At 58.5% G+C, this 19598-nt stretch carries 11 protein-coding genes and 1 pseudogene; 9 read left to right on the plus strand and 3 right to left on the minus strand.

All coding sequences use genetic code 11. From position 1 onward, the window contains the following. Entirely contained in the window at positions 1 to 3150 is a 3150-nt protein-coding gene (locus tag DLM45_RS05595; RefSeq protein WP_181336203.1) for an efflux RND transporter permease subunit, read from the plus strand. A gap of 97 nt (positions 3151 to 3247) precedes the next feature. Here DLM45_RS05595 and DLM45_RS05600 read toward each other — a convergent pair whose 3' ends face one another. Beyond that, positions 3248 to 4144: a LysR family transcriptional regulator gene (locus DLM45_RS05600; protein ID WP_181336204.1), complete on the minus strand. Its 897-nt coding sequence runs from the start codon at positions 4142 to 4144 to the stop codon at positions 3248 to 3250. 226 nt (positions 4145 to 4370) lie between these two features. Here DLM45_RS05600 and DLM45_RS05605 point away from each other — a divergent pair, with 226 nt between their 5' ends. The 5 genes and pseudogenes from DLM45_RS05605 to DLM45_RS05625 all read left to right on the plus strand — a co-directional run bounded on the left by DLM45_RS05605 (position 4371) and on the right by DLM45_RS05625 (position 9519). Then, positions 4371 to 5330, plus strand: a complete 960-nt coding sequence (locus DLM45_RS05605) for an MBL fold metallo-hydrolase (protein WP_181336205.1) — start codon at positions 4371 to 4373, stop codon at positions 5328 to 5330. A gap of 81 nt (positions 5331 to 5411) precedes the next feature. Next, entirely contained in the window at positions 5412 to 6299 is an 888-nt protein-coding gene (locus DLM45_RS05610) for an alpha/beta fold hydrolase (protein WP_246317558.1), read from the plus strand. Positions 6300 to 6464: 165 nt separating this feature from the next. Continuing rightward, positions 6465 to 7853 (plus strand): FAD-dependent oxidoreductase, encoded by a 1389-nt coding sequence (locus tag DLM45_RS05615; RefSeq protein ID WP_181336207.1) that lies wholly within the window; start codon positions 6465 to 6467, stop codon positions 7851 to 7853. Between the two features lie 45 nt (positions 7854 to 7898). After that, positions 7899 to 8177: pseudogene (locus DLM45_RS05620) on the plus strand (type 1 glutamine amidotransferase family protein); the annotation flags it as partial. Then, positions 8158 to 9519, plus strand: coding sequence for an autotransporter family protein (locus DLM45_RS05625; protein WP_181336208.1), 1362 nt, complete (start codon positions 8158 to 8160; stop codon positions 9517 to 9519). The pseudogene DLM45_RS05620 and the gene DLM45_RS05625, both read left to right, overlap by 20 nt. A gap of 780 nt (positions 9520 to 10299) precedes the next feature. On the opposite strand, the gene DLM45_RS05630 is transcribed toward DLM45_RS05625, so the two are convergent. Next, the gene (locus DLM45_RS05630) at positions 10300 to 11835 is read right to left on the minus strand and encodes a lipase family protein (protein WP_181336209.1); all 1536 of its coding nucleotides are present in this window, start codon (positions 11833 to 11835) and stop codon (positions 10300 to 10302) included. Positions 11836 to 12649: 814 nt separating this feature from the next. Here DLM45_RS05630 and DLM45_RS05635 point away from each other — a divergent pair. Beyond that, a complete protein-coding gene (locus tag DLM45_RS05635; protein WP_181336210.1) occupies positions 12650 to 15916 on the plus strand; it encodes an autotransporter outer membrane beta-barrel domain-containing protein in 3267 nt (1088 codons plus the stop codon). Positions 15917 to 16032: 116 nt separating this feature from the next. Here DLM45_RS05635 and DLM45_RS05640 read toward each other — a convergent pair whose 3' ends face one another. Further along, the gene (locus DLM45_RS05640) at positions 16033 to 17310 is read right to left on the minus strand and encodes a SulP family inorganic anion transporter (protein WP_181336211.1); all 1278 of its coding nucleotides are present in this window, start codon (positions 17308 to 17310) and stop codon (positions 16033 to 16035) included. A 350-nt stretch (positions 17311 to 17660) separates the two neighbouring features. On the opposite strand from DLM45_RS05640, the gene DLM45_RS05645 reads away from it, so the two are divergent. After that, the gene (locus DLM45_RS05645; RefSeq protein ID WP_181336212.1) at positions 17661 to 18029 is read left to right on the plus strand and encodes a hypothetical protein; all 369 of its coding nucleotides are present in this window, start codon (positions 17661 to 17663) and stop codon (positions 18027 to 18029) included. A gap of 314 nt (positions 18030 to 18343) precedes the next feature. After that, a complete protein-coding gene (locus tag DLM45_RS05650; protein ID WP_343062244.1) occupies positions 18344 to 19531 on the plus strand; it encodes a BaiN/RdsA family NAD(P)/FAD-dependent oxidoreductase in 1188 nt (395 codons plus the stop codon). Positions 19532 to 19598 lie beyond the last annotated feature (67 nt).

Genomic DNA, 19598 nt, shown 5'->3' on the forward strand with positions numbered 1-19598 from the left:
ATGCTGTCGGCTATATTCGTCGATCGCCCGAGACTAGCCATCGTCATCGCAATCGTCACGACGATAGCCGGCATGCTGGCGCTTTATGCGATCCCGTTCGCGCAGTATCCCGATATCGTGCCGCCGCAAGTGCAAGTGACGACAACGTATCCAGGCGCGAGTTCGTCAGTCGTCGACACCTCGATTGCACAACCGATCGAGGCGCAAGTCGTCGGCATCGACAAAATGATCTACATGAAGAGCGTCAGCGGGGACGATGGCAGCTATACGCTCATTTGCTCATTCGAACTCGGCACCAACCCCGACATCAATACCGTCAACGTCAACAATCGAGTGCAAGTGGCGCTCTCGAGCCTGCCGCCAGAGGTTCAGCGACAGGGCGTGTCCGTCAAAAAGAAGTCCTCCGCCCTTCTCGGCGTGGTCGCGCTTTACTCGCCGAAGCATACATACGACCCGCTCTTTCTTTCCAACTACGTGACGATCAATCTTCTTGATCAAATCAAGAGTACGCCGGGCGTTGGTGATGCGGTGCTCTGGGGACCGCAAGACTACGCCATGCGGGCTTGGGTCAAAACCGATCGCTTGACAGGCTTGGGCTTGACGACGGGCGACGTCATCAATGCGATCCAGGCTCAGAACGTCCAGGCTGCGGTGGGCCGCATCGGCGCGCGGCCTATATCGAACGACCAGCAATTACAGCTCAACATTCAGACGAAGGGCCGCCTCAATACCGTAGCCGATTTTGAGAAGATCGTTCTACGGACCAATTCCGATGGCTCGGTTTTGCGGTTGGGCGACGTGGCACGCCTCGAACTCGGTCCGGCAAATCTCGATCGCGATACCCTCTTCAACGGCGGCCCTGCCGCGGTTGTCGCGATTTATCAGTCGCCCGGAGCCAACGCCATCACGACGCTGAAAGCGGTGCGCGATAAAATCGAAGTCGCCGAGAAGCGATTTCCCGAGGACATGGCGTGGAAAGTTACTTACGACCCGACACAGTTCGTGAAGGATACCATCCATGAGGTCCAAAAGACGCTCATCGAGGCTTTCATTCTGGTGGTGCTCGTCGTCTACCTCTTTCTCGGCAGCGTTCGCGCGACGCTGATTCCAACGCTTGCGGTGCCGGTCAGCTTGATCGGGACATTTATCGTGCTGCTCGCCATTGGATATTCGGCGAACACCGTTTCGCTCCTGGCAATCGTGCTAGCGATCGGTATCGTCGTGGACGACGCCATTGTCGTGGTCGAGAACGTCGAGCGCGTCATGGAGGAACATCCGGAGCTATCGCCGGGCGATGCCACGAAACGCGCCATGGAGGAGATTACGGCGCCGATCATCGCGATAACGTTGGTTCTGCTCTCTGTCTTCGTGCCAGTTGCTTTCATTCCCGGCATTTCGGGCGAACTTTTTCGTCAGTTCGCCGTGACGATTGCCGTGTCCATGTTTCTCTCGGCGATCAACGCCCTCACCCTTTCACCAGCTTTGTGCGGCATCCTCCTGAAGCCACATCATGGACCCCGTCGGGGGCCAATCGGCGCGGTTATGCGCGCCATCGATCATGTTCGGGACGCTTATGGTGCTGCCGTCGCGCGCCTGTTGCGTATTTCGCTGATCGGCCTAGGTCTTGTCGCCATCTCCCTCGCCGGCGTCTACGGACTGGCCAAGGTAACGCCCACCGGATTCCTGCCTGAGGACGATCAAGGCGCATTGTTCGTGCTTGCGCAGCTTCCAGGCGGCGCATCGGTCGGCCGCACGATCGACGTTGTCGGCAAGACGGAAGCCATCCTCAAGGACGAAGCCGCCGTTCAAGACGTCACTTCAGTCATCGGCCTCAATTTCATCGATAACTATTCGCAATCGAACGCCGCATTCATGGTTGTGACGTTGAAGCCGTTCGCCGAACGTAAGGACCGCTCGCTTGGCGTGCGCGCATTGATCGAGCGTCTTGGTCCCAAGTTCCGTGCAATCCAGGGCGGCACGGTGGTGCCGTTGGCGCCGCCTCCGATCATCGGGCTCGGTTCCGGCGGCGGGTTCGCATATGTCCTTCAAGACCTCCGTGGCGGAGATCCCAAAGCTTTGGCTCAGGTCTTGCGCGGGTTGCTCGTTGCCGCAAACGACGATCCGAAACTGGACCGAGTGTTCAGCACCTTCACGGCGACGAACCCTTCCCTCTATCTCGATATCGATCGCGACAAAGCACAAATTCTTGGCGTTCGGCTCAACGACGTGTTCCAGGCGTTGCAAGCTTCGCTCGGCGGATACTTCGTCAACAACATGAACTTGTATGGCCGCACCTGGCAGGTCCAGGTTCAAGCGGACGCAACGGATCGTACGACGATCGATGATCTCTACCGGATCAACGTGCGCAACGACAAAGGGCAGATGATTCCAATGCGAAGCCTGGTGGAGGTCCGCACCGTCGTCGGTCCGCCTTCCATCATTCGCTATAATAATCTCCGCGCGGTGACGATTCAGGGATCGCCCGCTGCAGGTGTATCTTCGGGACAGGCATTGAACGCGATGGAGGCGGTTGCTGCTCGTATATTGCCGGACGGCTACGCGGGCGAATGGACGGACACCGCATTTCAAGAAAAGCGGGCCGAGGGAAAAACAGCTCTCATCCTCGGGTTTGCTTTGCTCTTCGCCTACTTGTTTCTTGTCGCTCTTTACGAGAGCTGGACCATCCCTGTTCCCGTGCTCCTGTCAGTCAGCGTCGGCGTGTTCGGCGCTTTCATCGCCATCGCGCTCGGCGGCTTGACGCTAGACCTCTATGGCCAGATCGGAATGATCGTTCTGATAGGTCTTGCTGCTAAGAACGGCATCCTCATCGTCGAATTCGCAAAAGAACAACGCGAGCGGGGCGTTGCACTTCACGAAGCCGCAACCGAGGGAAGCCGCTTGCGCTTCCGCCCGGTGATGATGACGTCTTTCGCTTTCATCCTCGGACTTCTGCCGCTCGTCGTTGCGGTCGGCGCATCCGAACTTGCACGACGGAATGTCGGAACACCGGTATTCGGTGGAATGATCCTCGCGTCGTTTGTCGGAATATTCGCAATTCCCTCTCTCTACGTCACTTTCCAAGCCATACGCGAGAAACTCAGGCCGTCGGCTCGTCCGACGGCCCATCCGCCGATCGAGGACGTTGTTTGATAATCGCGGCGTGCTGAGGTGAAGGCGAGCATTGACGCATCAGCTGATCCTTCATCGAAGTGATGTAGTGTTCATTCAGAACGCCGCTGCACCGGTCTCATTGATCTAGACGGGCCCTGAGACGCGGCACAGTCCAGTCGATGAAGGTTCGGAGTTTGAGGGGCACCAGACGGTTTGAGGGATAGAGAATATTTACGGGCCAGGGATCGGTTTCGAATTCCTCGAGCACGATATCGAGCTGTCCAGCGCGCCGCGCTTCTTCCATTTTGTACGACATCACACGCGCCACCCCCATACCCACAATCGCCGCCATAATCGCAGCTTCCGAGGAGCTGACATCCAACCTGGAATTTATTGGGACGAGGATCTGTCCGGCATTGTCTCTGAAAACCCATCCGCGCGGCGACGCCGGATGATCGATGGAGATGCAGTCGTGCGAGGTCAGATCTGCCGGGACACGTGGCCGTCCCCGCGCGTCGAGGTAAGTGGGACTGGCACACACGACATGGCGGATCAGGCCAACACGCGTGGCAATCATGCTGCTGTCACGCAGTTCACCAATGCGTATGGCAACATCGATATTCTCCTCGTGGAGGTTGACGACACGGTCGGTAAACAGCAGGCGCAAATGGATCGCGGGATAAGCAGCCATGAATTCCAGCGCGATTGGCATCAAATGGGTGTGCCCCAACGGGCTGGGTGATGTTACGGCCAATTCACCCACGGGAGCACGGTATTCGCCCGAGGCATCTCTCTCAGCCTCAACGACCTGTTCAACTATGCGCTTGCAGGCGGCGAGGTAGGAACGGCCGGACTCCGTCAACGTCATCTTGCGAGCCGGGCGTTTCAGAAGTTGCGTTTTGAGATGTGTCTCGAGTTCAGTAACGCGGCGGCTCACCGTTGCGATTGGCATACCCAGTTGTCGGGATGCCTCTGAGAAGCTGCCCGCTTCAACAACCGTCATGAATACGGACATGGCGTCCAACCGGTCCATGGGCGCTTTCCAAAAGTCGAAAACTGCTTTCCGTTTTTCGCGAGTTGCCGCCGGGCAACCCGCCAGACAAGTTCTGCTCAAAGTGATTTATGAAGTCAGTCGGGTTGGCAAGATGAAGTTTGGCTCCCCGCAGCGATTATCGTGGCTGCTGGGAGCTTCGACGCTCTCTAGCGGGAGATCGTCTCGACTTTAACGCTGTCCACTCCATCAGATTACGGAGCGTTGCATGCAGGGCGCGACCATCTCTCGACGCGGGTTTTGCATGTGCTGCTTCGGCGCAGCGCAAGCCGGGTTAGCGGGTTGGTTGACGCCGCGAGAGGCGTATGCCGAAGCACGCGGACTGGTAAGCCTGATCAAGGACAGCGCAGCCGTCGCACCGATCGTCACTCATCGGTTGCGCAACGGCATCAGCGCGCTTGAAGGATCCGGTGGGAACATGGCTGTTCTTGCTGGGCCGGATGGGAAGGTTCTGGTCGACGCCGGTATCAGGGTGTCGCGCCCGCAGATCACGAAAGCATTGGCCGACCTTGGCCCGGACCCAATCTCGCATCTCATCAATACGCACTGGCACTTCGACCACGCCGACGGCAACGAATGGCTGCACGAGGCAGGCGCAAAGATCATCGCTCAAGACAACACTCGCAAATATCTGCAGCAGGTACAGCGCGTCGAAGACTGGGATTACAACTTCCTCCCGCTGGGCGCTGGCGGAATTCCCAACGACACTTTCGCCAGCGAGCATACCCTCAAGCTAAATGGTTCGACGCTTGAGCTTCGCTATTACGGCCCCGCTCATACGGATAGCGATATCTCCGTCCATTTCGCCGAGGCAGACATCCTCCATGCCGGTGACACGTTCTGGAACGGCATCTACCCGTTCATCGACTATTCCACGGGCGGCAGCATCGATGGAATGATCGCCGCCTGTAAGACCAATCTGGCGCGGGCCACCGATGCAACCATCATCATTCCTGGTCACGGCCATCCGGTAAGCAATCGGGCAGAGCTGCAAGACTTTACCAACATGCTCGTTGCTGTACGCGAGAACGTCGCCGCTTTGAAGAAACAAGGCCGCACGCGTGCAGAGATCGTAGCTGCGAAGCCCACGGCACTTTTTGACGGCAAGTACGGCAATTTTGTCATCGACCCGGCGTTCTTCACGCGCTTGGTGTTCGAAGGCGTGTGATGGCTCGTCGATGAAGCTCGGGAGATTGGGATGACTGCATTCGCGCTCAGGATAATCGCTAGCATCGGGCTTGCTTGCGCGATGCTCACGAGTGGCGTTGCGGCCGCGACGCATTACCGAAACGTCGATGTCGACGGGGTCAATATCTTCTATCGGGAAGCCGGGCCTGCGGATGCGCCGGTCGTCCTTCTGCTGCACGGCTTTCCAACGTCATCACACATGTTTCGCAATCTCATTCCGGCGCTTGCAGATCGCTATCACGTGATCGCGCCGGATTATCCAGGGTTCGGGCAGAGTGCAGCACCCGACCACGAGGAATTTTCCTACACCTTCGCACACTATGCCGACCTGATGGACGCCCTCATGAGCCAGCTCGGCGTTACTCGCTATGCCCTGTATTTGATGGATTACGGTGCACCTGTCGGGTATCGGCTGGCGCTGAAGCATCCCGAGCGCGTCAGCGCGCTCATAATCCAGAACGGCAATGCGTACGAAGAGGGGCTCAAGACGTTCTGGGATCCCATCAAAGCTTATTGGGCCGATAACTCCGACGCCAAGCGGCAGGCCCTCTCGTTCCTAGTGAAGCCCGAGACGACCAAGTTCCAGTACGTCGACGGCGTCAGCGATGTGAGCCGGATCGATCCTGACAACTGGGTGCATGATCAGGCGTTACTCGATCGCCCTGGTAACAAGGACATCCAGCTCGACTTGTTCCTCGACTACGGCACCAACGTACCGCTCTACCCGAAATTCCAGGCGTTCTTCCGTGAACGTCAGCCGCCCGCGCTAATCATCTGGGGGAAGAACGACACCATCTTTCCAGCTGATGGAGCGTACCCTTACAAACGCGACCTCCCCAACGTCGAGTTTCATCTCTTCGATACCGGTCACTTCGCGCTCGAAGACAAAGCGGACGAGATGATCCCGCTGATGCGCGACTTCCTCGATCGAAGTCTCGCAGCGAAATGAGCGGGAGGAACTAGCTAAGTCCGGGAGGCGAAGTAAATCCCATGACCCGCAACACCTTCTCCTGTGCTTCGATGCTGATGAAGTCGCCGTAGTGCTCGCCGAACGAGACACGCGCATCGATGCGCTGGACGCGAAGATCAAACAGGTGAAGCGCAAAGAGACCTGATGACCGCAGGAGGGTGCGTGCAGACAGAGCATTTCGACGATCTGATCATAGGAAGTGGCGAAGGTGGAAAGTATCTCGCGTGGCATCTGGCGCGCGGAGGCAGCCGGACGGCGGTGATCGAACGCAAGCTCATCGGTGGCTCCTGCCCGAATACCAATTGCCTTCCCAGCAAAAGTGAAATCTGGAGTGCTGAAGTAGCACATCTCGCCCGGCACGCGGGCCAATACGGTACGACGACGGGCACCGTGAGCGTCGATATGGCAAGAGTCCTCGCGCGGAAGCGGGAGATGGTCAGCGGACTCGTCGCGATGCACCTCGATCTGTTCAGGCAAAGCGGCGCCAGACTCATCATGGGGGACGCGCGCTTCGTGTCGCCGAAGACGGTCGAGGTCGCGCTCAACGACGGAGGCGTCGCAACGTTCACTGGCGACCGTGTGTTCATCAACGTCGGGACACACGCGATCATTCCCGCCATTCCGGGACTGGCTGCCGCTGCGCCGATGACAAACATCGAGCTTCTGGAGCTCGACCGGTTACCGCAGCATCTCTTCGTTCTCGGCGGCGGCTATGTCGGGCTCGAGATGGCTCAGGCCTACCGCCGCTTCGGCTCCGAAGTGACCATCCTCGAATCCGGGCCGCACATCGCCGGCAGAGAAGATGCTGATGTCGCTGACGAGATCACACGCAGTCTTCGCGACGAAGCCATTACGATCCATTCCAATTGCAAGGTGACCGGAGTCGATGGGCGGTCAGGCGACAACGTGGCCGTTCAGTCCGACCTTGGCGTCATCAAAGGCAGTGACATCCTGGTCGCGGCGGGGCGAACACCGAACACCAATGGCATCGGGTTGAATCTGGCTGGCGTCGAACTCGACGGACGCGGCTACATTACAGTCAACGATCGGTTGGAGACGACCGCGCCTGACACCTGGGCCATCGGCGAGTGCGCCGGTAGCGAGCAGTTCACCCATGTCTCATTCGATGATTTTCGTATCATCCGCGACAACCTTGCTGGTGGCTCCCGCAGCAAAAAGGGCCGCCTGATCCCCTACTGCATGTTCACCGATCCGCAGCTCGGCCGGGTGGGCCTTAGCGAGACGGAAGCTAAGTCCCTCGGCATCGCAGTTCGCGTGGCAAAGCTTCCGATCGCTGCGGTTCCGAGAACGAGGACAACGTCCGAGACGAAGGGCTTCATGAAGGTTCTCGTCGGCGCGGACGACAGAATAGTCGGCTTCGCCATGATCGGCGCGGACGCTGGAGACGTCATGGCCACCGTGCAAACAGCGATGCTGGCGAACATCCCCTACCAGGTCCTGCGCGAAGCGATCTTTGCGCACCCCACAATGACCGAAGGGCTTGGCCCCCTACTGTCGCGACTAGAAAGCTGAAGACCGACGCGCACCAACAGTTGGATTATCGGCAAGGAGAGAGCCATGACTCAACATGTACTGTTCATCGTCACCAATGCACCTGTGATCGGCCCACACAGCCGCAAGACCGGCTTCTTCTTTGCCGAGGTCGCCCATCCGTTCGACGCGCTCGACGACGCGGGCATCGCAATCGAGTTCTCATCCCCCACCGGCGGGTGGACGCCTTACGACGCATACGATGAGAAAGACCCAGCGCAGAAGGCGTTCTTCGAGAGCAAGGCATTTCGTCGGCTCAACCGCAGTCGCAAACTGTCTGACGTCGATGCGGCAGACTACGACGCTAGGCGGCACGCTTGGCATCAACACGCATCTGGGTGGCGATGACTCGCAGTCCGATCGTTTGGTCATCGATGGCGGCAACGGGTTGGGCTCGTCACGGCTTGCCGTCACCAATGTTGGCGGTGCTGGCGCCCTCACGCAGGTCAATGGCATCCTCGTGGTCGATACGATCAATGGTGGCAGTACAGTGCCCGGCTTGTTCACGCTCGCCGCGCCCGTTGTTGCCGGCCCGTATGAATATTCGCTCTATCGCGGCAGTGTGGATGCTTCGAATCCCGATGCCTGGTATCTGCGTTCCGTGCTTGACTGCTCGCTAGATCCAACCGCACCGGTCTGCTCATCTCCCACTCCGGGGCCAGAATATCGCCAGGAAGCCTCGCTGTATGCGGCCGTGCCAGCGATGACACTGCTCTACGGTCGCCTGATGCTTGACACTCTGCATGAGCGACGTGGTGAGACCATCAACTCCAATACGGGTGATGCATCCAACGCTGCTTGGGCGCGCGTTATCGGCCAGCATGGCGATCGCGACGGCGACAGGAGCGGCGTCTACGGCTCAGGACCGAAATACGATTATGACTTCTGGGCCTTCCAAGGCGGCATGGACCTTTATCGTGATGGCGAGGTCGGCACCTCGCGCAACCGCGCTGGCGCATTTCTCGCCATTGGTCACGGTTCGGGCGATGTCGATCACTTCGGCGTCGGCAGGGCCGGCGAAAACAGCTTCATGGCCTACTCGTGGGGTGCGTACTGGACGCACCACACTCCCAGCAATGCATACATCGACACGCTGCTGATGGGCACTTGGTACGATATCGATGCCAAGTCGAACCGCGGACCGAAGATGAGTACAGATGGCGCTGCGTTCGGCGCATCGATTGAAGCCGGCTATCCGGTGTACACCGACCGGAGTGGCTTCAGTATCGAGCCACAGGCGCAGCTCGCCTATCAGGTCATCGATCTCAACAACGGTGCGGACGCTTGGGCGCAAGTGGATTTCGACAACGTGAGTTCTCTTGCGGGCCGGGTGGGTGTGCGCTTCGCGCAGGATTTCGGCGCGCAGACTTGGCTGCCGGGTGCACCGTCGGCCCTCACCGCCTGGATACGCCCGAACTTCTGGTACGAGTTCCAGGGCGATCCGAAGACGAAGTTCTCGACGGACACCGGCTTTGTTCCGTTGGCGGCCAACATGGGCGGCCCGACGTTCGAGATCAACGGCGGCTTCACCGCAGACATTGGTGGTGGCGCTTCCATCTATGCCAACGCATCTTACCTCGTCGGCATGGGCGAACACGCTGACGGCAACGCCTATGACGGGAAGCTCGGCATCAAGGTTGCCTGGTGAGTATTACCCCCGCTGGTCGGCAACGTCCGTTCGACGCTTCAAGGGGATGAGCGGACGTAGCTGCCCGTGAACGGCGTCATTTTCGGATTTTATCGCGCTAGAGGCCTGCAAATGCTGAGATCTTGTCGAGCGTAATCATCGGCTCTTCGCTGGCGTTGCGCGCATCTGATCCTCAGCAGACTTGCATAGATCGCTCTTCCGTACGTGTGGCAAGTCATAGTCGCATTGCGGGAAAAATCTGGACCGGCAACGGTCTTCACTTGGCAGCCACCAAGCACTCGACTAGCGTCCGCGTAAATTTGTTTTTACGGGGGGTGTAATGCAGATTCTCAAATTAGGCGTCGTGGCAGCGGTTATGGCGTGCGCACTTTCGGCGCAAGCTCAGGCGGCCGATTGCACCAAGGTCGCGGCCATCGGTACGAACTTCACCCACGATGCCGCCGTGCTGTTCTCCACAAACGCTCTAAAGAATACGCTCGCCGGGCGGGGGCTCATAGGGAAGGGACCAGTGAAAACCACCTGCAAACCAAGCTCGGCGATGATTGAATGTCGTTCCTCGCAGACGGCCTGCAAGGGCGGGACAGCCGCTGCATGCTTGGGCGCGTGGCTATGTTTCTGAGCCACTAGACGGGCAATTGTGAGTTACCGGTATCGCGGTCGATTTGGATACGTCTAAAAGCGGACCTCGATTGCGGTACTGCAATAGCTGATCGTCTATTTGTTTTGACGATCGCGAGAGCTGCCATCCAGTCAGCTCCGCTCATCGGCATTTGATAGTCCCTAGACAGCTACCTTCGCTGCACTGTGAGTAATCGCTGCATAGGCATGTCCGACATCGGTCAAGGCCGGGTCGGATGCGAAGTTTTCGGTCGGCCGGAACGCATCTGTCTGGCATAGGGCGAAAGCAATCAACTTCACGAAGTTTTCGTCCTCGAAATAGGACGTATGAATTAGCTCGCGCCACGTCAGATAGTCGGCGATCACATCGCGTGTCGCCTCCGACGTGTCTGCTGCTATCAAACTATCAACGACGTTGCGGAACTTCGGGATGGCCGTACCTATCGCGCGGTCGCTTGCGGTCTCTATGCCGTCTGCGATCCCTGCCGGCAGCGGAGGAAACCCGTGCGTCAGCCATAACGGCCACTCGCTTGTGTCGATCGCTGAATCCTCCAACGTATCGCTGCCGTAGGTAGCCGCTTTGATCTGCGCAAGAGTCAACGGATTGAGGATCGTGCTTAGGCCGTGACTGACAAGCTTGGCGATGCCGTCAAAAGTTAGCGTCAGCACGTAGGCCGCCCCGACGAGCAGCGCGATACCGAGCCCCACCAGGGCGAACTGTACGGGAAGAGGCGCTGTCACTAATTCGCCGCCGGGATACAGCAGGTTGGCCGGGATGACGAGCAAACCAAGGAACAGGACTGCGGCATTCTCGAAAATGTTGGCGCCCGCGGACGGGTACAGGTCGATAAAGTTGTCCCGATCGATGACCGAAAACACCTGGCCGGCAATCACATTCATGATCGATTGCGAATTGAGCGCCCACAAGCACGCAAGTGGAATTATGCCAATCGAAAAAAGGCTGAGCGCCGACGCTGCGAAATGGCGCGGAAAGATCGACACATCTACCCGCTTCACCGCCCTGAGGCACTGCACGGCTTCATCCTTCGCATGCCATAGCGACAGCCATCGGTCGGCGAAGTGCGTGCCCGCGAAACTGCGATAGCGCGAATTGAAGGCCAATGAGCGACGAGATTCCTTGTAACGTAGCACCGCATAGAACAGTGCAATTGGAGCGATGAATGTCGCCAGCAGCATGATCCACGCTGCAGGCTCATCCGACACCGAACCTCCCATCGCAATCAGGATGCCGAGAAACAAGAACGTCAGCAAGGTGAGGTAGATGGCCTTACCGAGAATGCCAAGCCGAGAAAACAGAAACCGCTGACGCTCCGTTTTGATGAATGGCGTGCCGACGGTAATCCAGCGCTGCATGAGCGGTAGCGACTGCCGATCCCGTGCGGCGTTCAACAGCGCGGCTCCGAGAACCGATCCTCCATGGCTGTGCGCGATCACGGCGTACGGCTTTCCGGCTGCCTCCACTTCCACCAGCTTCGCCGCCAGTTGCTCCCCGGCACGCCTGCGCCCTGCCTCGCTATTCAAGCCCGTCCAGACGAACGGCTCGATGACGAGTTCACCATCGGCGCCTTCGATCAGCTTGGGCAGGTCCGAAGCAAATCCACTTCCCCGCTGCCACCACTTTTGCCCCTCTAGCGGTCCGCTGGCAAACGTGCCGTGGACTGTAACGATCGTCGCCATTCTGCCCTCGCAAACACAAATAGAGGGCCGCTTCGCCAGAAGCTTCGCGTTCCCCCGTTCCTCGGTTAGCGCGAGGCCGACATCCGGCCAATCGTTATTTTTGAGGCGTGCCCTCAGTTTCCCCGCTGCTGATATTTGCCGCGATACTGAGGCGCAAAATTCCCGGGTTTGCCCCACGAGCAGACATCGACCCGGAGATGGGTTGGGTCCGAGCCTGAGTTGTGGCCGACGCTTCCGGGAAGTTTTCTGCGCCAGCCATTGCGAGCTGACCACGCAGACGCGGCTAACGCGATTGCGAGCGAGGCTGTTGGCGAGTCGGGAAGCGCGCGGGTGGCCAATCGGCTTTTAAGACGTTGGCAAATCGTCAGCATACGTTTCTAAATTGTATTTTTCTGGCGACTAATTACGTCAGTGTAGATACTGATTTTGCGCAGCAGAAAGCTAGCAAACATTGGCGTTTTTGATCAGCTTCGTCCGGCAGTTCAGGAAGTTCATGCCATCAGTGTGCCAATTATCTTAAAACAATCGTGTGCCACGCGCTGCGTGATGTGCTACCCGAATCTAAGTGGGGGGAACGCTGACGACTTCAGGTCTATTTCAGATCCTGAAAGGTTGCGCGTTGACGGAATCGCCGAAACTTCGGCGGAGTGGATGATTTGCTTTGAAGATAAGCAAATCCTGACGGGGAACGGCACAACCCAAGCGTCTCCGCCTTGCTGCAGACCTTTGTGTCGGCACCAGCACAGGCAATCATCAGTCGTCGGATAATTCGACTGGAGAGGGTGTGCCACGGGAGAATTCAGGGGGATCCCGAATGAAGCCAGTTCGTGGCTCAATCTTGGCAATGGTCGCGGGTCTGTTTGCGGCGAGCTCTGATGCTGATCGCGCGAGCGCGCAAGCAGGCTGCACCTCTTCCGGGACAACTGTGACTTGTACGGGCGATCAATCCGGCGGCATCGACTTGACGAACACCGCGTACGAAACGCTTCAGGTGCGCGCGTTGATGGCGGACATCGCGGTTTCAGGCGTTCCTGGCATTCGCTTTTCGACGAACACGGGGGGACCGCTGACGTTGTCCGCGGACACCGGTCCTTATTCCATTGCAACCAATGGCAACTCTGCCTACGGCCTCTATGTTTCGTCGATATTCCTTAAGTCAAGCACTCCGAGCGTTTTCGCGGCTGGTGACGTAAATGTCTCAAGCTCGGGAAGCATTACGACAACCGGAAATTCCGCCTTTGGCATCCGAGTGGATCAGCAGTCCACGCTCTCGATGCCGAGCCAGCCCTCAAGCCTTAAAGCCGGAAATATTACGCTTTCAAGCGCTTCCTCAATTTCAACATCCGGGAGCCGCGCTCACGGCATTGATGTCTTGGCGGGGGTGTTCTTACATGAACCTGCGACGGCACAAGCAACCCACACAGAAGGAGGGGATGTTTCCGTTACCACGACGGGGACGATACGGACGTACGGAGATGACGCGCGAGGCGTCAACGTATTTAGCAGAACGGGCGGCATCTCGGATGACGAGCGAGATATCACGGCCATTTCCGGCGACTTGTCTATCCGCAACGATGGCAACATCTTTACGTGGGGCAGTCAATCGCATGGTCTAGTTGCGAGTGTGTTTGACAACACGACTTCGGACGCGGGAGCGTCCAGCAAGGTTGGGAAGCTCACTGTCACAAGCGAAAACATTGAAACATTTGGTGATGGCGCATTTGGCGTTTTCGCGGATTACTATTTATATTCGAGAAATTTAGGCGGCGAAAATCACTCTGCTACCGAAGGCGTAACGGTTGTCAATAACGGCGTTATTTCAACTTACGGAACGAGCGCTACCGGGCTTCGCGTTTTTACTTCCTTGAGTGTGAGAGACCTGGACGGGTACAGAGCCACCGCAACGCTTGGGGATACGCTGGTCGAAAATCGCGGTTCAATCGTAACGCGCGGCGATGGTGCGGCGGCGATATTTCTGAATACGGAAATGGAAGTGAGCTCGAGGGACGGAACCGCGACGTTCGGCACGGTAACGGTCAACAGCGAAGAGATCCGTACCGAGGGCCAGTCGTCGGATGGCATTTGGATAAACGACGTGCTGGCCAAAAGCACCGCCAGCTATCGCACCTTCGACGCTAGTGTTGGAGCGAGGACCGTCAATGCGAACGATGTGTTTGTAGCCGGCGACAATGCGGCGGGTATTCGCGTCACGCATTCCTTGACGGCAGAAACGACATCACCAGTTCGTTCCGCAGACGTAATCGTGAATAGCACCGGCACGCTTTCAGCGACGGGCGCCAATTCCATTGGCATAGTCGTCGACACCCTTGCGACCACGGTCAACGCGACGAACGGCGATATTTCGATCAACATCCTCGGTGGGTCCGTGACGGGTGGATCGGGCACCGGAGCTGGTATTTCGCTCGAGAATGGCCTGAACAATACGATTTCGAATTCCGGGGCGATCTCAGCACTATCGCGCTTGGCGATCCGTAGCGGCGGCGGCAATGAGGTCGTTGAGAACCGAGGAACGATCATCGGCGACGTTCTTCTCGGTGCTGGAGTCAATGCCTTCAACAACTATGCGAACGGCCGTTTTGCTGCCGGTGCAGCGGTGGATCTCGGGGCGGGGAATACGCTGACGAACGAGGGGCGGTTTGCTCTGGGCGAGACCGGGACGACTGCCGCGACGGCGCTGACTGGTAGCTTGGTTCAGCGCGCGAGCGGCGTGTATGAGGTGGACGTTGATTTTAGCAGTGCGCGTTCAGACCGGATCAGTATCAGCGAAGGCGCGACGCTTGCCGGTACGGTGATCGGCAACGCCATTGGGAGCGGCACCGCGGGCCTGTCTCAACAGTTCCTCATTCTCTCTGCTGCCGGTGGCGTGACCGACAACGGCGTGGACGCGGTGGATACCGCCGCCGTCGACTACAGTGTGATCTTCGATGCCAATGGTCAGGACGTTTATCTCGGTGCGTTGATCGACTTTTCGACTGCGAGCCTCAACCGCAACCAGATGTCGATTGCGAGCGGTCTCAACGCCCTGCAGGCGGGCGGCCACGATGCGTCGATGTCGCCAATGATGGCCGCATTGTTGAATTTGCCGACGGGCGCGGATCTTGCGCGGGCCTACGATCAGATTTCGCCCGAGGTGTTCGCGTATCAGCGTTTGGAAACGCTCACAGCCGCGACGGAGTTCTCTAATACGCTGATGAGCTGCCGCGAAGCAGGCGGCCCGAACGCCGCTATCCGAGAGGGTGAATGCCTTTGGGCGCGGTCGCGCGCAACAGAACTCGACGTCGACCGAACGCAGGAGAACCTCGGCTTCACGAGCCGGATCGGTTCGTTCGCGGCGGGGCTTCAGGTTGCGATGGCGACGGATTGGAGGTTCGGCGTTGCTGTCGGTTACGATCTCGTTTCTCTGTCGACATCGGACGCAGCCTCAGCAGACGGGCGTCGAGCGAACGTTGGTGCGGTGGTGAAATACAATCCTGGCCCGCTTCTCTTGGCGGCAGGTGTGTCGGCCGGTTGGGGCTCGTTCGAGACTGACCGTCGATTGCAGTTCGGAGGCTTCGCAGAAACCGCAACGTCCAAGAGCGATACGGATTATGTGACCGGCTGGTTACGCGCGGCGTATCTGTTCGATGCAGGCGGATGGTATCTCAAGCCGCTCGTCGACGCGCGGATCACGGAGATCGATTTCGACGGCACGCGCGAAACCGGCGTGGCGGGGCTCGATCTTTCCGGAGCGCGCGACACGGTATTGAGCGTGTCGCCTGCGCTGGAGATCGGCCGGGAGTTTCGCTTCGACTCTATCTCCGTGTGGCGACCGTTCGTGCGCGCCGGCGTTACGTGGAACGACAACGACCGGTTCGTGACGCAGGCGGCGTTCGCCGGGGCGGCAGGTGGCGTGCCGGGCTTCGAGATCGTGACGGACGTGGACGACGTGTTGTTCGACGTCAGTGCAGGCGTTGACGTGATCGCGAGCGAAGGCGCCGTTCTGCGCGCGCAGTATGACGGGAGCTTCGGAAGCAGTCTGAGCCGAAACAGCGTCAGCCTCAAAGGTAGCGTGCCGTTCTAGGGGCAGCTTCCGGACAGCAAGCGCCCTGCCCGCAATCGTGGTGATGATGTCACCAGATATAGCAGCAGGGCGGAGCTAAACGCGGCCTTACCGAAGCTCGTCCGCGTGGTTGTGATTTAATCGTGCTTAGCGGGAGCCACTCCAAAGGCTGCGAGCAAGGCCGCGGCCACACATCCCGCGATGATGCCGACCGTCAGGTCGAAAACGAGTGTCAGGCCGAAAGTTACAAACAGCACCGTTGCGGCTGGCCAGTCGTGCAACAGTCTGGCGAACTCCTCTTTCTCCGCCATGTTCCAGCATACAACGACGAGGAGCCCCGCGAGCGCTGAAAGCGGAATGGCGCTCGCCAACGGAGCAGCTACGACGAGGAACACCAGCAGGAAAAAGGCGTGCAACATTCCAGAGATCGGGCTGACTGCACCAGCGCGGATGTTCGTTGCCGTCCGGGCGATCGTGCCCGTAACGCTAATTCCGCCGAAGAGCGCAGATGCGAAGTTCGCAATACCCTGCGCAACGAGTTCCATGTTTGAGCGGTGCTTACGTCGGGTCATGCCGTCGGCGATCTTGGCGGAGAGCAGGCTCTCCACGCCGCCGAGCAGCGTGAACGACAGCGCTGTCGGCAGGAGTTCGATGATGCGTTCCCACGACACTGCCGGAAGATGCGGCCAGGGCAATCCGCTGGGCAGACCTCCGAAGCGGGTACCGATGGTCTCGACCGGCAAATGAAAGAGAGTCGAGATGAGTGACGCTGCGACGACGGCGATCAACATGCCCGGCCATTGGGGGAACCAGCGCTTCAAAGCAAGAATAGCAGTCGCCGATCCGATGCCGAGTAACAGCGCAGACGGATTGGCCGATGGTATCGCGGCGCCTAAAGCAACCAGCTTAGGAAAGAAATGGTCGGGTTCGACGCCCGCGAGCGACAGGCCCGCCAGATCGCGCAATTGACTGGCGAGAATGATCAGTGCGATCCCGCAGGTAAATCCGACCGTGACAGCGTGCGGGATATAACGAATGAGATTGCCTAGCCGAGAGATGCCGAGCAGCATGAGAAACACGCCCGACATCAGCACCGCGAGAAGCAGTCCGTCGATCCCGAATTGACGGACGGTGGCAGCGACGAGAACGATGAAAGCCCCGGCCGGTCCCCCGACCTGGAAGCGACTTCCGCCAAGAGCCGAGACCAGAAAGCCGCCGATGATCGCCGCATAGAGTGCATGCTCAGGCGGCACAGCCGAGGCAACGCCGATCGCCATGGAAAGCGGCAAGGCGACAATGGCGACAGTGAGCCCCGCGATGATGTCCTTTCGGAACTTCGCCGCGCCGTAACCCTCCTGGTAGATCGAGAAGAGCTTGGGACGGTAGAGATGCGCTGTGGAGGAACCATCGGACATGAGTAGTTGTATCTCGTCTTTGTTCTGACTTTTTGGAACGTCGCTGCTCTCTTCGGAGAGCTTCCCCTATTCGGGCGATATACAGCGTTCTGCAAGGTTGGAGTATGCGGCGGCTTCACAAGCCTTCCCGTTACGCGCGATCCCGTAAATCTACTTATGAAAGCGAAGCGACTGTCGAAATGAGACGCCGTCAAACTTTCAGCGTTTGGCTTATGGGGCCTGTCAATTAGCGCGTGATCGGCAGGCGTAATATCCCCCTGCGCCTGCGATGTTCGACTTCGAGATTTAGGAACGAAAGTTCGCCTCACGGGTTTGCTTCTGGCAGCGGGCAGTAGGAAGAGGATTTTACCATGAATGCCCAATCTGATGACGGCGAGAGACTCGAAGATTACGCCGTTGATGTGCGTAAGCTGAGGGGCGTCCACCAGGAGGTCGTCGCCAAGAAAACCGAGATCGAAGCGCTGATAGCGATGGAGCAGAACCTGGGTCCGCTTGAAGCGATAAACCCCGCTGCTATGGAGCGTCTCAAAGCCCACGTCGATCAACTTCTGGAGCAGTGGGAAAAGGAAAAGACAGAAGACGGTCGTGCCGTCACTGGGTCAGTAGCTTTCAACAAGCTCGCACAGGAGCACTTCGACCTGGAGCAGAAGATCCTTGACGCCCAAGATGAGCAGGTCGAGGAAGCTACAGAGCATCCATTCGAACACCCGCTTCGTTGATCGGGCGCGATTTATGAGAACTCCCACCTAAATTTAAAAGTCCTCCATCGATCCGCGCGGATCGGACTCGATGGAGGACATGCGTCGTCACCTATAGTCCAACACCGCTCTCTTCTCAGAACACCAGGTTTGCGATGACGGGCAAAGCCCGTCCGCGGTTTAGCAATCGGGCTCCACACGTTCTCCAATCGGTTTCGGTTGAATCATTTTTCCTCTTCTGCGATCGAAAGATCGCAGGCCGGAGTGATAACCTGAATCTGATAAGATCGTTGATGAATGCGGCGCGTTGGAAGGCGCGCTGATATGGGGGACGCGTGAGCACGAAAGCATCTAACCGTTATGACGCGATCATTCTCGGCGCCGGTGGAGCTGGGATGATGTGTGCACTCACAGCGGGCCAGCGTGGACGCAAAGTTCTTCTGCTCGACCATGCCGACGAGCCGGGAAAAAAGATCCTCATCTCAGGTGGCGGGCGCTGCAATTTCACCAATCTCCATACGCCGCCCGAGCGTTATCTGTCGGCCAATCGCCACTTCGCGAAGTCGGCGCTGCGCCGCTTCCGCCCTGAAGACTTCATCGCCCTGGTCGATCGCCATCACATTTCCTGGCACGAGAAATGTCTGGGGCAGCTTTTCTGTGATGGCTCGGCCCGGCAGATCGTCAGCATGCTGCTCAATGAATGCGCAAAAGGAGACGTCGAGCTGAAGCTCGGGCGCGGTATCCGCGAGCTGGAGATCACCGATGGAATGTACCACGTCAGCTACGGTGATGAAGCTGCCGCCGCCCCCTCGCTGGTGATCGCAACTGGCGGGCTCTCGATTCCGAAAATGGGGGCGACCGGCTTTGCCTACGATATTGCTCGGAAGTTCGGCCTGGCGGTCATAGCGCCCAGACCCGCGCTTGTGCCACTGACGCTTGGACATGCCGAAAATCTCTTCCAGTCGCTGTCCGGTGTCTCTACCGATGTCATCGCGCGATGTGGCGACGTCGCGTTTCGCGAAGCTGCGCTGTTCACTCACAAGGGACTATCCGGCCCAGCCGTGCTGCAAATATCGTCGTACTGGACGCCGGGCGAAGAGATCGGGATCAATTTTTTGACGCAACTCGGATCGACTTGGCTCATCGACGCAAAGCGCAGCCATCCCCGTTCCGGGCTTCGATCTGTACTGGGGCAAGCATTGCCTGCTCGTCTTGCCGAGGCTCTGGCTGAGCGCATAGGCATCAGCGGCGAGCTTGCAAATGTTCCAGACCGAGTACTCGAAACGACTCAGCAGCAGCTTTCCAACTGGCGCTTTCGTCCCTCCGGCACAGAAGGATTTGCCAAAGCCGAGGTTACGGCTGGCGGCATTAGCACCGATGAACTCTCCTCGCAGACCATGCAGGCCAACGCAGTGCGGGGACTTTACGCAATCGGTGAAGCGGTGGATGTGACGGGTTGGCTTGGCGGCTACAATTTTCAATGGGCCTGGGCCAGCGGCTGGGCGGCCGGTCAGAACCTCTAAGTCGTAGATTGTCATTAGATGACGTTGGGATCAGCGCATCACCCGAAATGACGGCAATAGGTCTTTC

The sequence above is a fragment of the Hyphomicrobium methylovorum genome, assembly GCF_013626205.1.
Classification (GTDB): domain Bacteria; phylum Pseudomonadota; class Alphaproteobacteria; order Rhizobiales; family Hyphomicrobiaceae; genus Hyphomicrobium_B; species Hyphomicrobium_B methylovorum.

Bases quoted from the DNA above. Each gene is read 5' to 3' on its own strand.
- DLM45_RS05595 (WP_181336203.1), top strand. From the start codon at position 1: ATGCTGTCGGCTATATTCGTCGATCGCCCGAGACTAGCCATCGTCATC.
- DLM45_RS05600 (WP_181336204.1), bottom strand. From the start codon at position 4,144: ATGGACCGGTTGGACGCCATGTCCGTATTCATGACGGTTGTTGAAGCG.
- DLM45_RS05605 (WP_181336205.1), top strand. From the start codon at position 4,371: ATGCAGGGCGCGACCATCTCTCGACGCGGGTTTTGCATGTGCTGCTTC.
- DLM45_RS05610 (WP_246317558.1), top strand. From the start codon at position 5,412: ATGCTCACGAGTGGCGTTGCGGCCGCGACGCATTACCGAAACGTCGAT.
- DLM45_RS05615 (WP_181336207.1), top strand. From the start codon at position 6,465: ATGACCGCAGGAGGGTGCGTGCAGACAGAGCATTTCGACGATCTGATC.
- DLM45_RS05625 (WP_181336208.1), top strand. From the start codon at position 8,158: ATGCGGCAGACTACGACGCTAGGCGGCACGCTTGGCATCAACACGCAT.
- DLM45_RS05630 (WP_181336209.1), bottom strand. From the start codon at position 11,835: ATGGCGACGATCGTTACAGTCCACGGCACGTTTGCCAGCGGACCGCTA.
- DLM45_RS05635 (WP_181336210.1), top strand. From the start codon at position 12,650: ATGAAGCCAGTTCGTGGCTCAATCTTGGCAATGGTCGCGGGTCTGTTT.
- DLM45_RS05640 (WP_181336211.1), bottom strand. From the start codon at position 17,310: ATGTCCGATGGTTCCTCCACAGCGCATCTCTACCGTCCCAAGCTCTTC.
- DLM45_RS05645 (WP_181336212.1), top strand. From the start codon at position 17,661: ATGAATGCCCAATCTGATGACGGCGAGAGACTCGAAGATTACGCCGTT.